This window comes from Rhodoferax sp. ZS1R25, assembly GCF_056521335.1.
On sequence record NZ_JBWMAZ010000001.1, the window covers coordinates 1271138 to 1291589 of the forward strand.

The following is a 20452-nucleotide window of genomic DNA, read 5'->3' on the forward strand; positions in this document are numbered from 1 at the left end:
TGTTCTCTACCGTCCGTGCGCTAGCGCATACAGGACATAGTCCATTCGGTATGCCATCGCACAGACGCAGGGCGGTGGGCGCAATAGTCTCCCGCTACCCCCAGCAGTGTTTGCATTGCGAGTGGTGTGTTCTCCCATTTCTACGTTAACCAAGGATGCTCCATGCAAAAAATCTCAACCCTTCTGGCCGTCGCAACGGCCGCCATGGTCCTGGCGCCTGTCCATGTCTTTGCTGCGGAACCTGTGAACGGCTATTGGCGCAACAGCAGCGGCGAGTTTTACAAGAACGCTTCGGGCGAATGCTGGCGTACCAGCAGTTGGACACCGGCGCTGGCCATGGAGCCCTGCGACCCGGTGATCAAGGCGGTCGTCGTCGCACCTGCGCCCACACCAGAACCGGTCGCCGTCGCGCCCACGCCAACGCCCGTCCCGGTGCCCGTGGCACCGGTCACGCAAAAACTGCGCTACTCCGGTGACGCCCTGTTTGGTTTCGACAAGGCCAGGCTGCAGCCCGAAGGCAAAGCCGTGCTGGACGATCTGGTGCATGAGCTGCAGGGCGCCACCTACGAGAAGGTGACAGTGACTGGCCACACCGACCGCCTGGGCAGCAGTGCCTACAACCAGAAGTTGTCGGTGCAGCGCGCCCAGACCGTGCGTGACTACCTGGTGGGCCAGAACGTGGGCGCCAATGTGATTGAGGCCCAGGGCTTGGGCGAAACCCAACCCACCCCCGAGACCGCGTCTTGCAAGGGCCGCAAGAGCGCCAAGCTGATCGCCTGCCTGCAGCCTGACCGCCGCGTCGAAGTGGAAATGTCCGGCACCAAGACCGTCACGCCGGCCAAGTAAGCGGCGTACCCCGCCCAAAACAATGCGCGGGCAGCTATTGATTTGATAGCTGCTCGCGCATGTTCTATGGGGGCTAGAGCCTGATTTGACCCTGAACTCCGCCCGAAGGCGAGGTTCAGGGTTTACTTACTTCTGGATGGCGATCTTGTTCACCACGGTCTGCACGCCTTCGACCCCGCGGGCGACATCTACGGCGTGGTCAATCTGCACCTGGGTGGCGACAAAGCCGCTGAGTTGCACTTCGCCCTTGCGGGTCACCACGGCAATTTCGAAGCTCTTGATGGTCGGGTCCGCGATCAGGGCGGCCTTCACCCGGGTGGTGACCACCGTGTCGTCCACTGCGTTGCCGATGGTGACCTGGCCTTCCTTGATCGTCATCGCATCGGTGATGCCTTTGACACCTTCCACCCCGCGCGCAATGCCGATAGCGCGGTCGGCCTGGCTGCGGTTGTCGACAAAGCCACTGAGCTGCACCAGGCCCTTGCGCGTTTCCACCTTGATGTCAAAGCCCTTGGTTTCGTCGTGCTCGATGAGCGCGGACTTGACCCGGGTGGTGACCACGGTGTCGTCAATTTCCATGCCCACCGTGGTGTCGGGCGCGGCGGTGACTGCCGGGGCATCGGGCTTGGGCGAGCACCCAACGGCAGAGAACGCCAGGCCAACGGCCAAGGCGAGCAGGGTGAGGGAAGAGGGGCGAACAGACATACGAATCTCCTGATGAAGTGGGCGATGCAGGCATCGTCTGCGCTGGGTTGGGCGGGGTCTGTGCGTGTACGCACAGACCCCGGGGCAGGGCTTGCCTACGCTGTCCTGAAGACTGAGACGGGTCTTGTCGTGATCCCCACGCAGGTCTACCGGCTGTCCACCCGTGAGAGGCCTGACCTTTGAAAGCAAGTTACCCCGAGTTGCATGCCAGCGTTCTGCGCGGTATTGCGCGCATGCGCACCCTGGTTGGCAGCAGTCCCGCACTGACCACCGGGGCTCCGCTGCGCGCCGAGCTGTTCAACGCCGAACAAATGGAGCGCCACGGCAAGACCCTGGCCGCCAGCCACACGCTGCAGCGCGGCCGCGGACGCGAGCAATTGCTGGACCGACTTGCCGACAACGACGACGTGCTGCACGATGCGTGCGACCTGCTGATGGAGGCCGTCAAGACCGGCCGACGCATCACCCCGGCGGGGGAGTGGCTGCTGGACAACTTCTACCTCATCGAAGAGCAGATGCTGACCGCGCGCGGGCATTTTCCCAAGGGCTACAGCCGCGGCCTGCCGCTGCTGGCCAGTGGGCCCTCCAAGGGCTTGCCACGCGTGTACGACATTGCGCTGGAGGTGATCTCGCACGGCGACGGGCGTGTGGACCCCGAGAACCTGAACCGCTTTGTGGCCGCCTACCAAAAGAGCTCGGTACTCAAGCTGGGGGAGCTGTGGGCCATTCCCATCATGCTGCGCCTGGCCTTGATTGAGAACCTGCGCCGCATCAGCGCGCGGGTGGCCCAGTCCATGGTGGAGCGCAACCTGGCGGCCACCTGGGCCGACCAGATGATGGAGGTGGCCGAGCGCGACCCCACCAGCCTGATCCTGGTGATTGCCGACATGGCGCGCTCCAACCCCCCGCTGGTGAATGCCTTTGTGGCCGAGCTGGCGCGTCGCTTGCAGGGGCACAGCTCGGCGTTGGCCCTGCCACTCACCTGGATAGAGCAGCGCCTGTACGAGTCAGGCCAGACCACCGAGCAGATGGTGCACGCCGAAACCCAGAACCAGGCCATCAACCAGGTCTGCATGAGCAACACCATTGGCAGCCTGCGGTTTTTAGGGGCCATGGACTGGCGCGAATTTGTCGAGTCCATGAGCATGGTGGACCACAAGCTGCGCGAAGACCCCGGTGGGGTCTATGCCCAGATGGACTTTCACACGCGCGACCGCTACCGCCACGCAGTGGAAAAGATCGCCCGCCGCACCCATTTGTCAGAAACCGATGTGGCGCGCAAAGCCATCCAGTTGGCCCACCAACCCATCACCTCCCATGCCTCGGGCGATGTGCGCCGCAGCCACGTGGGGTACTTTTTGGTAGACAAGGGGCTGGCCCAGCTGGAGCGCGCATCACAGGCACCACTGGGCTTGGGCGAGAGCCTGATGCGGCTGGTACGCCGGTTTCCGGTGCCCGCCTATCTGGGGGGCATTGCCGTGCTGACGGCCTGGTTCACCTGGAGCCTGCTGGCACGCGCCTACGGGCAGGGCTTGGGCTTTGCCATGCTGGCATTGGTGGGCGTTGCCGCCTTGCTGGCCACCAGCCAGCTGGCCGTCACGCTGGTGAACTGGCTGGCCACACTTGTCACGGTGCCGCGCACCTTGTCGCGTATGGATTTCTCCAAAGGCATTGCGCCCACGTCGCGCACGCTGGTGGTGGTGCCCACCATGCTGAACAGCCGCGAGAGCATTGACGCGCTGCTGCAGGACCTGGAGGTGCGCTACCTGGCCAACCAGGACACCTACCTGCATTTCGGTTTGCTGACCGATTTGCTGGACGCCGCACAGGAGTCTCTGCCCTGCGATGCGGCGCTGGAAGCCCAGGCGGTGCAGGGCATCACGGCGCTCAATGCCAAATACCCGCGGCCGGGCAACGACACCTTCTTTCTGTTTCACCGGCCCCGCTGCTGGAATGCGCAAGAGCGCCTCTGGATGGGCTACGAACGCAAGCGCGGCAAGCTGGCCGCCCTCAATGCCTTGCTGCGCGGTGGCGCGACCCAGGCGTTTTCCCACACCGTGGGGGACGTCACCGTGCTGCAGCAGGTGCAATATGTGATCACCCTGGACACCGACACGCAATTGCCGCGCGATGCGGCGCGCGCCTTTGCCGGCACCTTGGCCCACCCGCTGAACCGACCGCATTTTGACGCGGCCCTGCAGCGCGTGACCGAGGGCTACGGCATTCTGCAGCCCCGCATGGCGGTGAGCTTGCCGGGCACCAACCGCTCGCGCTACGCCCAGCTGTGCGGCAACGACCCCGGCATGGACCCCTACACCCGCGCGGTGTCCGACGTGTACCAGGACCTGTTCCATGAGGGCTCGTTCATCGGCAAGGGCATTTACGACGTGGATGCTTTTGAGCGTGCGCTCAATGGCCGCTTCCCCGAGAACCGCATCCTTAGCCACGACCTGCTGGAAGGCTGCTACGCCCGTGCGGGCTTGATCAGCGATGTGCAGCTCTACGACGACTACCCCACGCGCTATGACGCGGACATGCAGCGCCGCCACCGCTGGACGCGCGGTGACTGGCAAATAGCGGCTTGGCTGCTGCCCAAGGTGCCGGGGGCGGGTGCGCAGCGGGTGCGCAACCCACTGTCGCGGCTGTCGCAATGGAAGATCATGGACAACCTGCGCCGCAGCCTGGTGCCCGTGAGCGTCGTGGGCCTGCTGGCGCTGGGCTGGACCCACATCGTCGCGTTTGGGCCCTGGACGGCCGCGCTCCTGGGCATTCTGTTTTTTGAGCCCGCGCTGAGCACCGTGGTGGGCCTGGTACGCAAGCCCAAGGGCCTGTCCCTGGGGCAGCACGCCACCGCGGTGCTGCAAGCCGCGCTGCGCAGGCTGGCCCAAGCCGCTTTCACGCTGGCCAGCCTGCCGTACGAAGCCTACTTTAGCCTGGACGCCATCGTTCGCACCGCAGCACGCATGCTGATCACGCGCCGCAAGCTGCTGGAGTGGAGCTCCGCGAGCACACCGGCCAGCCTGCAGCCGCGCAGCCCGGCACGCACGTGGGCGCCCGGTGGCGTGCGCGACCTGGTGCAGACCTGGGCCACCATGTGGGCCGGGCCCGTGCTCGCCCTGTGCATGGCAGCGCTGCTGGTGAGCACCCGGGCCACGGCCCTGTGGGTGGCTGCGCCGGTGCTGGCGCTGTGGTTTATTTCTCCCGCCCTGGCCTGGTGGCTCAGTCGGCCGCTGCCAGAGCGGTCCGCGCGCTTCAAGCCCGAGCAGGCGCAGTTCCTGCACACGCTGGCGCGCAAAACCTGGCGCTACTTCCACACCTTTGTGAACGCCGAAGAAAACTGGCTGCCACCGGACAACTTTCAGGAGCACCCGGTGGCCGTGGTGGCGCACCGCACCTCGCCCACCAACATGGGCTTGGCTCTGCTGGCCAATCTGGCGGCGTATGACTTCGGCTACATCCCCACCGGCGGGCTGCTCACGCGCACGGCGGATGCCCTGCGGACCATGCAAACCATGGAACGGTATGAAGGCCACTTCTACAACTGGTACGACACCCTGACGCTGAGCCCGCTGGCGCCGCGCTATATCTCGTCGGTGGACAGCGGCAACCTTTCGGGGCATTTGCTAACCCTGCGGGCCGGTCTCAACGGCTTGGCCGATCACCCCATCCTGAACCCACGTCTGTTCGAAGGGATGGGGCACACATTGGCCAACCTGCGTGAGGCCATGAGCACAGATGTGCATTTCGAACTGAGCCGTGCAGTGGCCCAGGTGCAGAGCGACATTGAGTCGGCCTGCGACGCCAAGCCCGCCACGACCGTGGCAGCCAAGCGCTGCCTGCAAACTATTGCTGCCTCCTGTGTGGCGCTGAACCAGGCACTGGGCCAGCCCGCTGCAGGGCTGGTGAGCACAGACCTGGCCGCATGGTCGGTCAGTTTGCAGGGTGAGTGCGAGGCCCATGTGGCCGAGCTGGATTTTCTGGTGCCGTGGAAGACATTGCCCGCGCTACCCGCGTGGCTTCAAGCCTTGCCCGGCCTGGGGGGCATGGCTACGCTGCGCGAGCTAGCCGCCCTGCAGGACAGCCTGAACCACGCCTTGGACCAACAGCGTGACCCGCTGACCGGTGCCACGCCATCACAGCCGCAGGACGCGCTGCTGGCCGACCTGTTGCCCCAGGTGGCGCTGGCCAGCCAGCGTGCGCAGGAGCGCATCGCCAGCCTGGAGGCGCTGTCGGCGCAGGCCACCACCCTGGCGCGTGCCAACTACGCCTTGTTGTACGACACGGGCCGGCACTTGCTCACCATTGGCTACAACGTGGACGAACACCGGCGCGATGCCGCGCATTACGACCTATTGGCCTCAGAAGCGCGCCTGTGCAGCTTCCTGGCCATTGCCCAGGGCGATATTCCGCAGGACAACTGGTTTGCGCTCGGGCGCCTGCTGACGGTTTCAGGGGGCGAGCCCATCCTGCTGTCGTGGAGTGGCTCGATGTTTGAGTACCTGATGCCCATGCTGGTGATGCCCACCTACGCCAACACCTTGCTGGACCAGACCTGTCTGGCGGTGGTGAAGCGGCAAATGGCCTACGCCAGCACTCGCGGTGTGCCGTGGGGCATATCCGAGTCGGGTTACAACGCCGTGGACGCGGCGCTGAACTACCAGTACCGCGCCTTTGGCGTGCCAGGGCTGGGTCTCAAGCGGGGGCTGGCCGAAGACCTGGTCATCGCACCGTATGCATCTGCCATGGCACTGATGGTGAACCCGCAGGCAGCTTGCCAGAACCTGGAGCGCCTCACGGCCATGGGGTTCAAGGGCGACTACGGTCTGTACGAGGCGGTGGACTTTACCGCCGCACGTTTGCCGCGCGGCCAAGCCAGCGCGGTGGTACGTTCCTTTATGGTGCACCACCAAGGCATGGGGTTCCTGGCCATGGCCTATGTGCTGCTGGACCAACCGATGCAGCAGCGCTTCCAGTCCGACCCGATGTTCCGCGCCACCGACCTGCTGCTGCAGGAGCGCGCGCCGGGCGCTGTGGCTTTCCATGTGCGCAACCCGGAAATTGCCGATGTGCGCATGCCCTCCACTGGCCCCGAGATGCCCATGCGTGTGCTGCGCAACATCGATACCGCCATTCCCGAGGTACAGCTGTTGTCCAACGGGCGCTACCACGTGATGGTCAGCCAGGCGGGCGGCGGCTACAGCCGATGGAAAGACCTGGCCGTGACACGCTGGCGCGAGGACGGCACCACCGACCACTGGGGTAACTTCTGCTACCTGCGTGATATGGGGACCGGCGAATTCTGGTCCACCGCCCACCAGCCCACGCTGGGAAAAGCCGACAACTACGAAGCCATTTTTTCCGAAGGGCGGGCCGAGTTCCGCCGCCGCGACCACGACTTTGAAACGCACACCGAAATCGCGGTGTCGCCCGAAGATGACATGGAGCTGCGGCGCCTGCGCATCACCAACCGCTCGCGCACCCGTCGGTTCATTGAAGTCACCAGCTACGCCGAAGTGGTGCTCGGCTCGGCGGCGGCAGACGCGGCGCATCCGGCTTTCAGCAACCTGTTTGTGCAAACAGAGATCCTGCCGGACCGCCAGGCGATTCTGTGCAACCGCCGCCCCCGCTCCCACACGGAGCAGACCCCATGGATGTTCCACCTGATGGCCGTGCACGGTGCGGAGTCCGGTGCGGCGTCGTACGAGACGGACCGCATGCGCTTCGTGGGGCGCACGCGTGGCGTGGATGCGCCTCTGGCCATGGAGAGTACGGCCGCGCTGTCCAACAGCGAGGGTGCGGTGCTGGACCCGATCGTGGCCATTCGCAAGCAGGTGATGCTGGAGCCGCAGCAGACCGTCACCATCGACATGGTGTACGGCGTAGGCAGCACGCGCGATGCGGTGCAGGCCCTGGTGGGCAAGTACCGTGACCGGCATCTGGCCGACCGCGTGTTTGACCTGGCCTGGACCCACAGCTGGGTCAACCTGCAGCAGATCAATGCCTCGGAATCGGATGCGCAGCTGTATGCGCGTCTGGCCAGTTCGGTGATCTATGTGAACCCCACCCAACGCGCCGAGGTGTCCGTGCAGGCGCGCAACCGCCGTGGGCAATCCGGCCTGTGGGGGTACGGCATTTCGGGCGACCTGCCCATCGTGTTGCTGCAGATTGGTAGCCAGGCCAACATCGAGCTGGTGCGCCAGCTGGTGCAGGCCCATGCCTACTGGCGCCTCAAGGGGCTGGCTGTGGACCTGGTCATCTGGAACGAGGACCACGCCGGCTACCGCCAGCTGCTGCAGGAGCAGATCATGGGCCTGATCGCCGCGGGCATGGAGGCCAACTTCACCGACCGGCCCGGCGGCATTTTTGTGCGCGCGGCGGAGCAGATCTCCAGCGAGGACCGCACCCTGTTCCAGACCGTGGCGCGCGTGGTCATCACCGACACTCGGGGCACACTGGCCGACCAGGTGAACCGGCGCAACGCCAAGGAGCAGCGCGAGGCACCGTTGCCGCGCCTGCCCGCCAACCGGGTGGTCCGCCGTGCCGATGCCGTGGCGCTGCCGAGCACCACGTCGGCCGAGCTGCAGTTCTTCAATGGCCTGGGCGGCTTCTCGCCCGATGGGCGCGAGTACGTCATCACCTCCCGCCGCGGGGAGGCTACACCGGCACCGTGGGTGAACGTGATTGCCAATGCCCGCTTTGGCACCGTGATCTCGGAGAGCGGCTCGGCCTACACCTGGAGCGAGAACGCGCACGAGTTCCGTTTCACCCCCTGGGCGAACGACGCCGTGGGCGACAGCAGTGGCGAGGCCATGTACCTGCGCGATGAGGAAACCGGGGCCTTCTGGTCGCCCACGCAGCTGCCTTGCGGCGGCCCCACGCCGTATGTCACGCGCCATGGCTTTGGCTACAGCGTGTTTGAGCATGAGGAAGACGGCATCCGCAGCGAGCTGACGGTGTTTGTGGACCTGGAGGCGGCCATCAAGTTCTCGGTGCTGAAGGTGCGCAACCAGTCGGGCCGCGCACGCAGGCTCTCGGCCACCGGCTATGTGGAGTGGGTGATGGGCGACCTGCGGTCCAAGGCGGCCATGTACATCAGCACCGAGGTAGACCCCAACTCCGGCGCCATTCTGGCGCGCAACCCCTACAACCCCGACTTTGGCGACCGCGTGGCCTTCTTCGATGCCAACGGTGCCACGCGCAGTGCCAACGTCAGCTACACGGCGGACCGCCGGGAATTTTTGGGCCGCAACCGCACGCTCAAGAACCCGGCCGCCATGGGCCGCACCCAGCTGTCCAACCGGGTGGGTGCCGGGCTGGACCCCTGTGCGGCGCTGCAAGTGCCGTTTGAGCTGGTGGATGGGCAGGAGCGCGAGATTGTCTTTCGCCTGGGCGCCACCGGACGCCGGGGCCTGGACGATGCCACGGCGATGGCCCAGCATTTGCGCGAACCCCAGGCGGTGCAGCGGGCCTTGCAGGCCGTGCACACCTACTGGGCGCATACGCTGGGCGCGGTGCAGGTGCAAACGCCCGACCCCGCCCTGAACGTGCTGGCCAATGGCTGGCTGGTCTACCAGACCATGGCCTGCCGCCTGTGGGCACGCAGCGGCTACTACCAGTCGGGCGGCGCCTTTGGTTTTCGCGACCAGCTGCAAGACTGCATGGCGCTGGTGCATACGCAGCCGCAGCTGCTGCGTGAACACGTCTTGCGCTGTGCGGCACACCAGTTTGTGGATGGCGATGTGCAGCACTGGTGGCACCCGCCCCAGGGGCGCGGCGTGCGCACCCATTGCTCGGACGACTTCTTGTGGCTGGCGCAGGCGGTGTGCCGCTACGTGCTGGCCACCGGCGAGCGCCAGGTGCTGGAGGAGCGCATTCCCTTCCTGGAAGGTCGCCCGGTGAACCCCGAGGACGAGTCGTACTACGACCTGCCAACCCCATCGACCACGGTGGGCACGCTGTACGAACATTGCGTGCGTGCCATCCGCAGGGGGCTAACGCGCGGTGAGCGGGGCTTGCCCCTCATGGGCACGGGGGACTGGAACGACGGCATGAACATGGTGGGGCAACAGGGCAAGGGCGAGAGCGTGTGGCTGGCCTTCTTCCAGTACGACACGCTGGTGCGCTTCAGCAGCCTGGCAGGTGCGCAGGGCGACCAGGCCTTTGCCCAAGAGTGCCTGGCCGAAGCCGATAAGCTGCGCCACGCCATCGACCAGCATGGCTGGGATGGCGGCTGGTACCGGCGCGCCTACTTTGACGATGGCACGCCGCTGGGCTCTGCCCAGAACACCGAATGCCAGATTGACGCGGTGGCCCAGAGCTGGTCGGTGTTGTCAGGGGCGGGTGACCCGGCGCGCACGCGCCTGGCCATGGATGCGCTGGACCAGCACCTGATCCGCCGCGACGATGCGCTGATCCAACTGCTCACGCCGCCGTTTGACACCTCGGACCTGAACCCGGGCTATATCAAAGGCTATGTGCCCGGCGTGCGGGAGAACGGTGGGCAGTACACCCACGCGGCCATCTGGACCGCCATGGCGTTTGCCGCGGCGGGTGATGCACGCCGCGCCTGGGAGTGCTTTGACCTGATCAACCCGGTGCACCACGGCAACACGCCCGCCAGCATTGCCAAGTACAAGGTAGAGCCTTATGTGGTGGCGGCCGACGTGTATGCGGTGGACCCGCACCGCGGCCGCGGCGGCTGGACCTGGTACACCGGCTCGGCCAGCTGGATGTACCGCCTGGTGCTGGAGTCGCTGCTGGGGGTGCGGCTGGAGGCCGGGGTCTTGCACTTTGCGCCCTGCCTGCCCGCAGACTGGCCGGGCTTCACGCTGCGCTACCGCTACCAAAGCACCACCTACGCCATCGCGGTCAACAAAGTCGAGGGTGCACAGCCCGGCGTGCGCGTGTGGCTGGATGGCAGCGAGCAGGCGGCCCCTGAGGTGCTGCTGGCCGACGATTTGGAGAGCCACACGGTGGAAGTGCGGGTGACCTTCGTGGTCGTGTAGGGCCTGCGTCCGCGTGGACGGGCGCGAGCGTGCTACTTATTTTGTAGCTGTTCGCGCATATTCCACGGGGGCTAGAGGGCTAAATGATCTCTGGCATGCCACTGGGCTGGCCCAGTCTGGTATTGCGTCTTAGGCAGGTATACCAAGCGGAAGCTGGAACACTGATACAGACCTTACCTGCTCGTCAGCGAGATGCTTCAAGCCCGTTGCAGATGCAGCGATCTCTTCTACCAGAGCCGCATTTTGTTGGGTGACATGGTCCATCTGTTTGATGGATTCACCAATTTGTGAAACGCCTAGGGCCTGCTCATTGCTGGCGGCACTGATTTTTTGCATGATTTCTGTGACGCGTTGAATCGATTTAACAACCTCCGCCATGGTTTCTCCTGCTTGATCGACCAATGTGCTCCCTTGTTCGACGCGTTCAACGCTGGCGTTAATCAAGTTCTTGATTTCCTTGGCAGCATCCGCTGCACGGCCTGCCAGGTTACGCACTTCTGAAGCCACAACTGCAAAACCGCGTCCCTGTTCTCCTGCGCGCGCGGCTTCTACTGCCGCATTGAGTGCCAATATATTCGTTTGAAAAGCGATGCCATCAATAACGCTGATGATGTCGAATATTTTCCGTGAGGCCGCATTGATACCTCGCATCGTGTCTACCACGCGGCCCACAGCATCTCCACCTTTTGTGGCCACTGCCGATGCGCTAATCGCCAGTTGATTGGCTTGGTGCGCACTGTCAGCGTTTTGTTGGACGCGGGTGTTGAGGTCTTCCATGGAGGCCGTGGTTTCTTCCAGGGCGCTGGCCTGCTGTTCCGTACGATTGCTGAGCTCTCTATTGCCCTGCGCAATCTCAGTGCTCGCAGTGGCAACGCCCTCGGAACCCATGCGAACCTTGGACACCACATTCGTCAGACTGGCTTGCATGTCTTTCAATGCGTACTGCAGTTGCGTGACCTCGCCGCGCCCAACGACATCAATGGATTCCGATAAATCACCTGTTGCCATGCGTTTGGCGGACACGACGGCGGAAGAGATGGGTTTGCTGATGGCTCGCGTGACTGACCACGCAGCGAATGCCCCGATGATCAGCGCTGCTGTTGCCATGAAAACTAACGCAATCCGTGATGTCGAAACCTCATCGTTAATGGCGAAGATGCTGCCATGGGTCCGTTCGACTTCAATCTGGCGTAGGGCATTAATGCTACCTATCCATTGGGCCAAAGCGTCATTCCAGCGGGCCAAGTCACGTCGCAGTTCCGTGCGGATGCCGATTGCGAAGTCATCGGGCGCAGTACCCTGGGCGCTTGCGGTGGCAAGCGCCATGATTTCGCGGGCGGCAGAAGCTGTTTCGCGGACCTTGCCCAACTGGGTTTGCTCTTCATCAGAACTGCCAGCAGTTTCCAACAAGCGCGTAAAGCCCGCCATAGCATCGTCGTAAGCCTTGATATGCGTCAGCAGTCGTGTGTATTCATCGCCCAACTCACTGGGGTTGTTGATCACACTCAGGTTGCGCATGGACAGGGCGCTGGCGTATGCATGCTGTACAACGTCGACGACCCGCTCGGCTTTAACGCCGTCGCTGTCCACCGTTTGCTGTATGCGTGCCACCACGGCGTGCTGTGTGGCCAGTGCGGTTATCAGCAACGCTAGCAAGAGTGCCAGAACCACACCAAACGCCAGAGCCAATTGGTGTGACAGGCGAGATGGGTGTGGTACGTGCATTCAGACAATCTCCGGCATGCCGCTGGCGAGTGAGCGAGAAATGGCCAAACCAATGCGCGTAGCTTCCATTGCATCGTCCAGGGTCAGCGTGAGGGCGCGCTCACCTAGGCAGGCGGCCACAAAGTCGCTCATCTCGGCCGCAAACGCGGCTTCAAAGCGCTCGTAGAAGTCCTTGAGCACGGCATGGCGCACACCCTGGGCATCGCTGCGTACCACGCGGTCACGGGCCGCATGCTCGCCCACCAGCAGCTTGCCAGCGGTGCCAATGATTTCGGTGTGGGTCTCGTGCCCGTGGGCCATGGTGCGCGAGGCGTAGAAGACGGCCTTGGCGCCGCCTTCAAAGTCCACGATGGCCAGGCCGTTGTCCACATCACCAAACTCGGCCAGGCCGGGGTGCAGGGCGATGGTGCCAGTGGCGTAAGCGCGCAGCGCCTTGGGGCGGCCCAGCATCCAGCGCGCCAGGTCGATGTCGTGCACGCTGCAGTCCATGAAGATGCCGCCCGAGGTGGGCGCAAAGCGCACAAAGAACCCATCGGGGTCGTTCTGGTCGCAGGTCTGCGAGCGGACGATGAAGGGGCGGCCGATTTCACCTGCCTCAATGCTGGCCTGCGCCGCACGGTAGCTGGGGTCAAAGCGGCGCACAAAGCCCACCATGGCCACCAGCTCGGGGTGCTTGGCCGCTTCTGCCAATACCCGTTCGCAATCGGGCACGTTCAGGGCCAGGGGTTTTTCCACGAACACATGCTTGCCCGCCTGCAAAGCCGCAATCGCCTGGTCGGCGTGCAGGGAGGTGGGGGTGACCAGCACCACCGCATCGATGTTGGGGTTAGCCAGCAGGTCTTCATAGCGGGAGTAGAGTTGCGCAATGCCGAGCTGCTCGCTCGCATAAACGCGCTCGGATTCCACCGGGCTGCAAGCGGCGGTGAGGGTGCAGTTGCGGGTGCTGAACGCCAGAGCTTGCGCATGGCGCTGGCCCAGGCGGCCCAGGCCGACGATGCCGATTCTCAAAGAAGTGGTCATGGCGCGCCTCAGAACGTGATGATCTGGTTGCTGGCAGCACTCTGCGCTGCAGCGTCGGCCAGGATTTGCGCATTCACGCCGTCCTGCACCGTGGTGCGGAAGCTGCCGCCGTTTTGCAGCTGCGTGAAGAAGTGCTCAATCTCCAGGCGGTAGGCGGCGGCGTAGCGCTGCAGGAAGAAGGCCTCGGGGTTGTCCTGCTGGGTGCCCTGGGCCATGGCCTGGGTCACTTCGCTGGGGCGGTGGTTGCCACACTGCAGCATGCCCGCGGAGCCGATCACTTCAAAGCGCTGGTCGTAGCCGTAGGCGGCGCGGCGCGTGGTGTTGATCTGGCACAGGCGGCCCTTCACGGTCTTGATGGTGACGGCGGTGCAGTCAAAGTCACCGGCCTTGCCGATGGCGGGGTCGGTCAGGCAGGAGCCGGTGGCGCTGAGCCAGGCGGCGCGGTCGCCATCGCCACACAGAATCCATCGGAACACGTCAAAGTCGTGGATCAGCATGTCGCGGAAGATGCCGCCGGACTGCTGGATGTATTCAACGGGTGGCGCGCCAGGGTCGCGGCTGGTGATGACCAGCATCTCGGGGTTGCCAATGTCACCGCGGTCCAGGCGCGTCTTGGCTTCGTTGAAGGTCGGGTCGAAACGGCGCTGGAAGCCGATCATGCAGGCCACACCGGCCTGGGCCACGACCGCGGCGCAGGCCTTGGCGCGTTCTGCGGACAGGTCCACGGGTTTCTCGCAAAAGATGTGCTTGCCGGCTTGCGCGGCGCGGGTGATCAGGTCGCTGTGGGTGGTGGTGGGGCTGCCGATGACGACGGCGTCAATGGACGTGTCGGCAAAGATGGCTTCCACGCTGTCCACGCGGGCGCCGTGCTCCTGTGCCAGCGCGGCGGCATTGGCGGCCATAGGGTCGCTCACTGCGGTGAGTTCGATACCGGGCATGGCGGCGAGGTTGGCGGCGTGGATGCGGCCAATGCGGCCAGCACCAAAGAGGGCTACTTTTTTCATGGTGACTTCAGTTCAGGAGTGAGAAGGGCGGGGACGTGTGGGTTGGTACTGCAGCTCCAGCCGGTAGGCCAGGGCCATGAAGAGGCTTTGCACCACGGCCATGGTGTTGGTCAGTGCGCGAAAGCCGAAAACGCTGGTTTCGTTCACCAGAATCGAGGTGTGGGCGTAGCGCGCCATGGGGCTGAGGCTGCTGTCGGTGATGCAAATGACGCGTGCGCCACGCGCATGGGCTTCAGAGACGATGCTTTCAGTCTCTGGCGCGTAGGGGGCGAATGAAATGGCCACCATCACGTCGCCGGGGCGCAGCCCTCGCAGCTGGCCGTCTTGCATATTGCCCATGGCGGTGATCTGCTGCACGCGCTTTTCGGTGTGCTGCAACGCGTAGGTCAGGTAGGTGGAAATGGCAAACGAGCGGCGCGAAGCCATCAGCCACACCGTGTCGGCACGGAACAGCAAATCCACCGCGGCTTCAAACGCCGGTTCCTGCAGGCTGCGTTGCAGCTCTTCCATGCCGGCGATGCCGCCGCCAATGACCGCATGCACGATGTCTGAGCTGCTCAGGTCCTTGGCGCCGGACTCGATAGCTCCGCGGATGCGCGACTGGTAGTCCCGACTGGGGGAAATCTGCTTGGCCAGACCGTCCCGAAACAGCTTTTGCATTTCGGTGAAACCGCTGAAGCCGAAATGCTTGGCGAACCGCACCACGGCGGAGGGCTGGACTTCGCAGAGCTCTGCCACCTGCTGGATGGACTGGATGCCCAACTGGCCGCGGTGTTGTTCCACATAGGTGCCGATTTGCTTGAGTTGCCGGCTCAGGCCGGGGTACTCGCGGGCCATGGCAGCAATCAGGGCTTCTTCGCTCGCGGGGGCTTGGGGTGGGGTGGGTGTGCTCATGCGGTGCAGGTTATTTTTAGAACAAATTATCCGTCAGGGCTGTGTTGTAGAACGAAAATTTGTTCTAGGGTTTTTACCTATTAGAAATATATTTCTATTTTGAGTCGAAATAGATAAACTTCTTCGCAGATGCCGGCAAGCCCAGCGTCCGCTGCTTTGCAGTGAAGTTTTCACCTCACCCCAGTGACATTAAAAAATTGGAGACCGTATGAAGAACCTGAAGTTGTCCCGCAAGACATTTGCAAAAACCGTGCTGCTGAGCGCGCTGCTGGCCGTCAGCGGCTTGGCCGCTGCGCAGTCCAAAATCGCGTTGATCAGCCACGCACCTGACTCCGACTCCTGGTGGAACACCATCAAGAACTCGGTCAAACAGGCTGGAGAAGACTACGGGGTGCAGGTGGATTACCGCAACCCGCCCAACGGCGATCTGGCCGACATGGCCCGCCTGATCGAACAGGCTGCAGCCCAGGGTTATGACGGTGTGGTGGTGACGATCGCCGACTACAACGTGCTGCAAAGCTCCATCAAAAAACTGACTGACAAGAAGATTCCTGTCATCACCATCAACTCCGGCACCATTGAGCAGAGCGAAAAGCTGGGCGCTGTGATGCACGTGGGCCAGCCTGAATTTGAGGCCGGCAAGGGCGCTGGCATGCGCGCCAAGGCCGACGGTGTGAAGTCTTTCCTGTGCGTGAACCACTACGCTACCAACCCCGCTTCGTTTGAACGTTGCCGCGGTTTTGCCGAGGCCATTGGCGCAGACTTCAAGAAGAGCACCATCGATTCGGGTGATGACCCCACTGGCATTGAAGCCAAGGTGTCTGCCTACCTGCGCCAGAACCCCAGCACCGGTGCCGTGCTGACGCTGGGCCCCACCTCTGCACACCCCACGCTCAAGGCGCTGGAAAAAGCCGGCATCAAGGGCAAGATGTGGATGGCCACCTTTGACCTGTCCGACGAAATCTCCAAGGGCATCAAGGACGGCTCGATCAAGTTCGGTATTGATCAGCAACCGTACCTGCAAGGCTACATCCCTGTCGCTGTGCTGGCCACCATGAAGTCCATGAAGAGCACGGACCTGGCCGCAGTGTCCGCCGCCGTGAAGGGCAACGCCAAGACGACGGCACGCTTCACCGAATACGGCCTGGCACCGGCCTACGGCCCTCGCCACATTGGTTCCGGTCCCGGTTTTGTGACCAAGGACAACATCGGCAAGGTGGAGAAGTACGCAGGCCAGTACCGCTAAGCACTTGCAACCGCGGCGGACGGGGAGCGCGTGCTCCCTGTCTGTTGCCTACAGTTTTGTTTTTCCCTGTATTCCAGTGTGATTCTTATGACCCCCATCGCCCCCACCCTTGACTCCAAAACCCCCGTCGACGACCGGGTTCGTGAGGTCAGCCTGTTGCGCAAGCTCATGGCGCGCCCGGAATTCGGCGCGCTGGCCGGCACCTTGCTGGTCTTTGCCATGTTTGCATTCAGTGCCGGCGGCTCCGGCATGTTCAATCCGGAAGGAATCATCAACTGGAGCACCGTGGCAGCCTACCTGGGTGTGCTGGCCGTGGGCGCTGCACTGCTGATGATTGCCGGTGAGTTTGATCTGTCGGTGGGCTCCATGATCGGCTTTGCCGGCATGCTGCTGGCCATCCCCGCGCTGTACTGGGGTTGGCCCATCTGGTTGTCCGTGATTTTTGCGTTTGTAGTGGCCATGGGTTTGGGTTGGCTCAACGGATGGTTGGTGGTGCGTACCGGATTGCCATCGTTCATCGTGACGCTGGCCTTCTTCTTCATCCTGCGCGGCCTGTCGCTGGCCGTGTCGGTCATCTTCACCGGCAAGACCATTCTGAGCGGCAATGGTGATCTGGTGCTGCATGACCTGTTCGCCCAGGACCCCGTCATTTCCTTTTTGTTCAACGGCTACACCCTGACCGGTGTGTTCGACAGCCTGGCCCGCATGGGCGTGATTGCGGCTCGGGACGATGGCACTGCCCTGGCAACCGGTATCCCGAAGGCGGTGGTCTGGTGGCTGGTGCTCACGGCGGCAGGCGCCTTTGTGCTGGCCCGCACCCGCATGGGCAACTGGATCCAGGCGGTGGGCGGTGACGCCAATGCCGCAAAGAATGTGGGCATTCCGGTGGCCAAGGTCAAGATAAGCCTGTTCATTGTCATGGCGGTGTGCTCCACCGTGTTTGCGGTGCTGCAAGTGGCAGACGCCGGCTCTGCTGCCGCCGACCGCGGGTTGCAGAAAGAATTTGAGGCCATCATTGCCGCGGTCATTGGTGGCTGCCTGCTGACCGGCGGCTACGGCTCGGTGATTGGTGCGGCGTTTGGTGCGCTGATTTTTGGCATGGTGCAAATCGGCATTGGCTACACCAGCATCGACAACAACTGGTACCGCGTCTTCCTGGGCCTGATGCTGCTGATTGCCGTGCTGTTCAACAACTACATCCGTTCCCGCTTCGCAGCAGGCCGTCGTTAAACCCCGAGAGACAGACCATGAGCGACTACATCCTTCAGCTCGAAGACATCAGCAAATTTTTCGGCTCCGTCATTGCCCTGGGCGGTGTGACACTGCGCCTGCGCCGCGGTGAGGTGCACTGCCTGCTCGGCGACAACGGCGCCGGCAAGTCCACCCTGATCAAGACTCTGGCCGGTGTGCATACGCCCGACAAGGGCGAATACCTCCTGGAAGGCAAGCCGGTGCGCTTTGCCTCGCCGCGCGAGGCACTGGACGCAGGTATCGGCACCGTCTACCAAGACCTGGCCCTGGTGCCCCTGATGAGCGTGGCACGCAACTTCTTCATGGGGCGCGAACCCATCAAGCAACTCTTAGGCTTCATTCCGGTCATGGACCACGCCCTGGCCGCCCAGACGGCGGGTGACAAATTGCGCGACATGGGCATCCGCATCCGCGACGCCAACCAGATGGTGGGCACCATGTCGGGCGGCGAGAAGCAGTGTCTGGCGATTGCGCGTGCCATCCACTTTGGCGCCAAGGTTCTGATTCTGGACGAGCCCACCGCAGCCCTGGGCGTCAAGCAATCGGCCAATGTGCTCAAACTCATTGCCACGGCGCGGGCTCGCGGCATCTCGGTCATTTTCATCACCCACAACGTGAACCATGCCTACCCGATTGCGGACAGCTTCACGCTGCTGAACCGTGGCAAGTCATTGGGCACTTACCTGAAAAAAGACGTGAGCAAAGACGAAGTGCTGGACATGATGGCCGGTGGCGAAGAAATGCAAAAACTCATGGCCGACCTTGAAGGCGTAACGATTTAAAGACACCATGACACACTTGAAATTTCCACAGGGGCGGGACATCGACCTGGCCTGCCTGGGCCGCCTCGCGGTCGATCTGTATGCGGAGCAGTTTGGCAGTGCGCTGGAAGACGCCCGCAGCATGGCCATGTACTTGGGCGGGAGTTCTGCCAACCTGGCCTTTGGCGTGGCGCGCCTGGGGCTGCGCAGCGCCATGGTTTCGCGCGTGGGCAATGAACAGATGGGGCGCTTTTTGACAAAGACCTTGCAGGCCAATGGCTGCGACACCAGCCAGGTGCAGGTGGACCCCCAGCGCCTCACGGCCCTGGTGCTGCTGGGCATCAAGGACCGCGACACCTTCCCGCTGCTGTTTGTGCGGGAAAACTGCGCCGACATGGCTATCGACGCCACGCTGATCGACGAGGCCTTCCTCGCCCGCTGCCGCGCACTGGCCATCACCGGCACGCACCTCTCCACACCGGGCACACGCGCCGCGTCCACACGCGCTCTGGAGTTCGCCCACAAGCACGGCGTCGTCCGCGTGCTGGACATTGACTACCGCCCGGTGCTCTGGGGCCTGACCAGCCGCGGCGCGGGCGAGAACCGGTATGTGCCCGATGCGGCCGTGACACAGCAGCTGCAGGAGATGCTGCCGCAGTTCGATCTGCTGGTGGGCACCGAAGAAGAATTCTTTATTGCTGGCGGGGTACCCAATGACCTGATGGCCAGCTTGCGCGCGGTGCGCGCGCTGAGCCAGGCCGTCCTCGTGGTCAAGCGCGGTGCGGCAGGTTGTTCGGTGATCGAAGGCGCGGTTCCCACTGCCATTGACGATGCGCCTACCTTCCAGGGCGAACGCGTAGAGGTGCTGAACGTGTTGGGCGCGGGCGATGCATTTTTGTCGGGCCTGATGGCCAGCCTGCTGCAGGGCAAGGACTGGGCAGAAGCCACGCAAACGGCCAATGCCTGTGGTGCCATCGTGGTGTCGCGCCATGCCTGTTCCGACGCCATGCCAACCCCCGCGGAGTTAGCCCACTGGTTTGGTGGAACGCGTAACCCCAAGGTGGATGCCGACGCGCAACTCGCCCATCTGCACCGCGTGAGTGCGGCCCGGCCCGAGTGGAATGAGCTGTGTGTGATGGCGTTTGACCACCGCAGCCAGTTCTACGACCTGTGTGTGGAAGCAGGTGCGCCCGAATCGCGCATTCCTGCGCTCAAGAAACTGCTGGTGCAGGCGGCCGCGCAAGTGGAAGAGCGCTCGCAGTTGCAGGGCGGCACGGGCGTGCTGGTGGATGGTGGCAGCTACGGCGCCGATGCCTTGGCCAGCGCCACTGGCCGCGGTTGGTGGGTGGGCCGCCCGGTGGAACTGCCGGGCTCGCGCCCGCTGCGTTTTGATGGCACCCGCTCCGTGGGCAGTGCGCTGACGCACTGGCCCAGCGAGCAGGTGGTGAAGTGCCTGGTGCACTACCACCCGGACGACCACTACAGCCTCCGCCTGGAGCAAGAGCAAAAGGTGTTGGAACTGTGGGAGGCAACCCGCGCCAGCGGCAACGAACTGCTGCTCGAAATCATTCTGCCCAAAGCTTTGACGGTGACCGGTGCCGAGGACCAGGCTGTGCTGCGCGCTGTGAAGCGTTTCTACAACCTCGGCGTCAAGCCCGAGTGGTGGAAGCTGGCCCCGATGCAGCCCCAAGGCTGGGCCGCCCTGGAGGCCATGTTGGCCGAGCGCGACCCGTATTGCCGTGGCGCCGTCATCCTGGGCCTGAACCAACCGATCGACCATCTGGTGGACAGCTTTCGCGATGCCACCAACCCGGTCGTCAAAGGCTTTATGGTGGGGCGCAGCCTGTGGGTGGATGCCTCGCTGCGCTGGCTGGCGGGCGACATCAATGACCAGTCTTTTGTGGGCGAGGTGGCGCGCAACTTCACCATCCTGGTCGATGCCTGGCGCAACCGCCGGACCCCGGTGCGCGCGGCCGCCTGAATTTTCGGTACAAC

The 20452-nt window shown here is 63.7% G+C and carries 11 protein-coding genes; 6 read left to right on the forward strand and 5 right to left on the reverse strand.

Going from position 1 to position 20452, the window contains the following annotated elements; all coding sequences use genetic code 11:
• The first annotated feature begins 162 nt into the window (after positions 1-162).
• Positions 163-846, forward strand: coding sequence for an OmpA family protein (locus tag AC097R_RS06120; protein WP_479596708.1), 684 nt, complete (start codon positions 163-165; stop codon positions 844-846).
• Positions 847-972: 126 nt separating this feature from the next.
• On the opposite strand, the gene AC097R_RS06125 is transcribed toward AC097R_RS06120, so the two are convergent.
• The gene (locus AC097R_RS06125) at positions 973-1551 is read right to left on the reverse strand and encodes a BON domain-containing protein (RefSeq protein WP_479596709.1); all 579 of its coding nucleotides are present in this window, start codon (positions 1549-1551) and stop codon (positions 973-975) included.
• A 179-nt stretch (positions 1552-1730) separates the two neighbouring features.
• Here AC097R_RS06125 and AC097R_RS06130 point away from each other — a divergent pair, with 179 nt between their 5' ends.
• The gene (locus AC097R_RS06130) at positions 1731-10556 is read left to right on the forward strand and encodes a GH36-type glycosyl hydrolase domain-containing protein (protein WP_479596710.1); all 8826 of its coding nucleotides are present in this window, start codon (positions 1731-1733) and stop codon (positions 10554-10556) included.
• Between the two features lie 129 nt (positions 10557-10685).
• Here the strand turns inward: AC097R_RS06130 and AC097R_RS06135 are convergent, their stop codons facing one another.
• From AC097R_RS06135 to AC097R_RS06150, 4 genes are read right to left on the reverse strand one after another with little or no spacing between them, the layout of a single operon-like run.
• The gene (locus AC097R_RS06135; protein ID WP_479596711.1) at positions 10686-12281 is read right to left on the reverse strand and encodes a methyl-accepting chemotaxis protein; all 1596 of its coding nucleotides are present in this window, start codon (positions 12279-12281) and stop codon (positions 10686-10688) included.
• Positions 12282-13301, reverse strand: a complete 1020-nt coding sequence (locus tag AC097R_RS06140) for a Gfo/Idh/MocA family oxidoreductase (protein ID WP_479596712.1) — start codon at positions 13299-13301, stop codon at positions 12282-12284.
• An 8-nt stretch (positions 13302-13309) separates the two neighbouring features.
• Entirely contained in the window at positions 13310-14305 is a 996-nt protein-coding gene (gene iolG, locus AC097R_RS06145; RefSeq protein ID WP_479596713.1) for an inositol 2-dehydrogenase, read from the reverse strand.
• A gap of 12 nt (positions 14306-14317) precedes the next feature.
• A complete protein-coding gene (locus tag AC097R_RS06150; RefSeq protein WP_479596715.1) occupies positions 14318-15199 on the reverse strand; it encodes a MurR/RpiR family transcriptional regulator in 882 nt (293 codons plus the stop codon).
• Positions 15200-15407: 208 nt separating this feature from the next.
• Between AC097R_RS06150 and AC097R_RS06155 the strand changes: the two genes are divergently transcribed.
• The 4 genes from AC097R_RS06155 to AC097R_RS06170 all read left to right on the forward strand — a co-directional run bounded on the left by AC097R_RS06155 (position 15408) and on the right by AC097R_RS06170 (position 20438).
• A complete protein-coding gene (locus AC097R_RS06155) occupies positions 15408-16445 on the forward strand; it encodes a sugar ABC transporter substrate-binding protein (protein ID WP_479596716.1) in 1038 nt (345 codons plus the stop codon).
• A gap of 87 nt (positions 16446-16532) precedes the next feature.
• Entirely contained in the window at positions 16533-17675 is a 1143-nt protein-coding gene (locus AC097R_RS06160) for an ABC transporter permease (RefSeq protein ID WP_479596717.1), read from the forward strand.
• 17 nt (positions 17676-17692) lie between these two features.
• The gene (locus tag AC097R_RS06165; RefSeq protein ID WP_479596718.1) at positions 17693-18478 is read left to right on the forward strand and encodes an ATP-binding cassette domain-containing protein; all 786 of its coding nucleotides are present in this window, start codon (positions 17693-17695) and stop codon (positions 18476-18478) included.
• Positions 18479-18485: 7 nt separating this feature from the next.
• On the forward strand, positions 18486-20438 hold the full coding sequence (locus tag AC097R_RS06170; RefSeq protein ID WP_479596720.1) for a bifunctional 5-dehydro-2-deoxygluconokinase/5-dehydro-2-deoxyphosphogluconate aldolase: 1953 nt from the start codon (positions 18486-18488) through the stop codon (positions 20436-20438).
• Positions 20439-20452 lie beyond the last annotated feature (14 nt).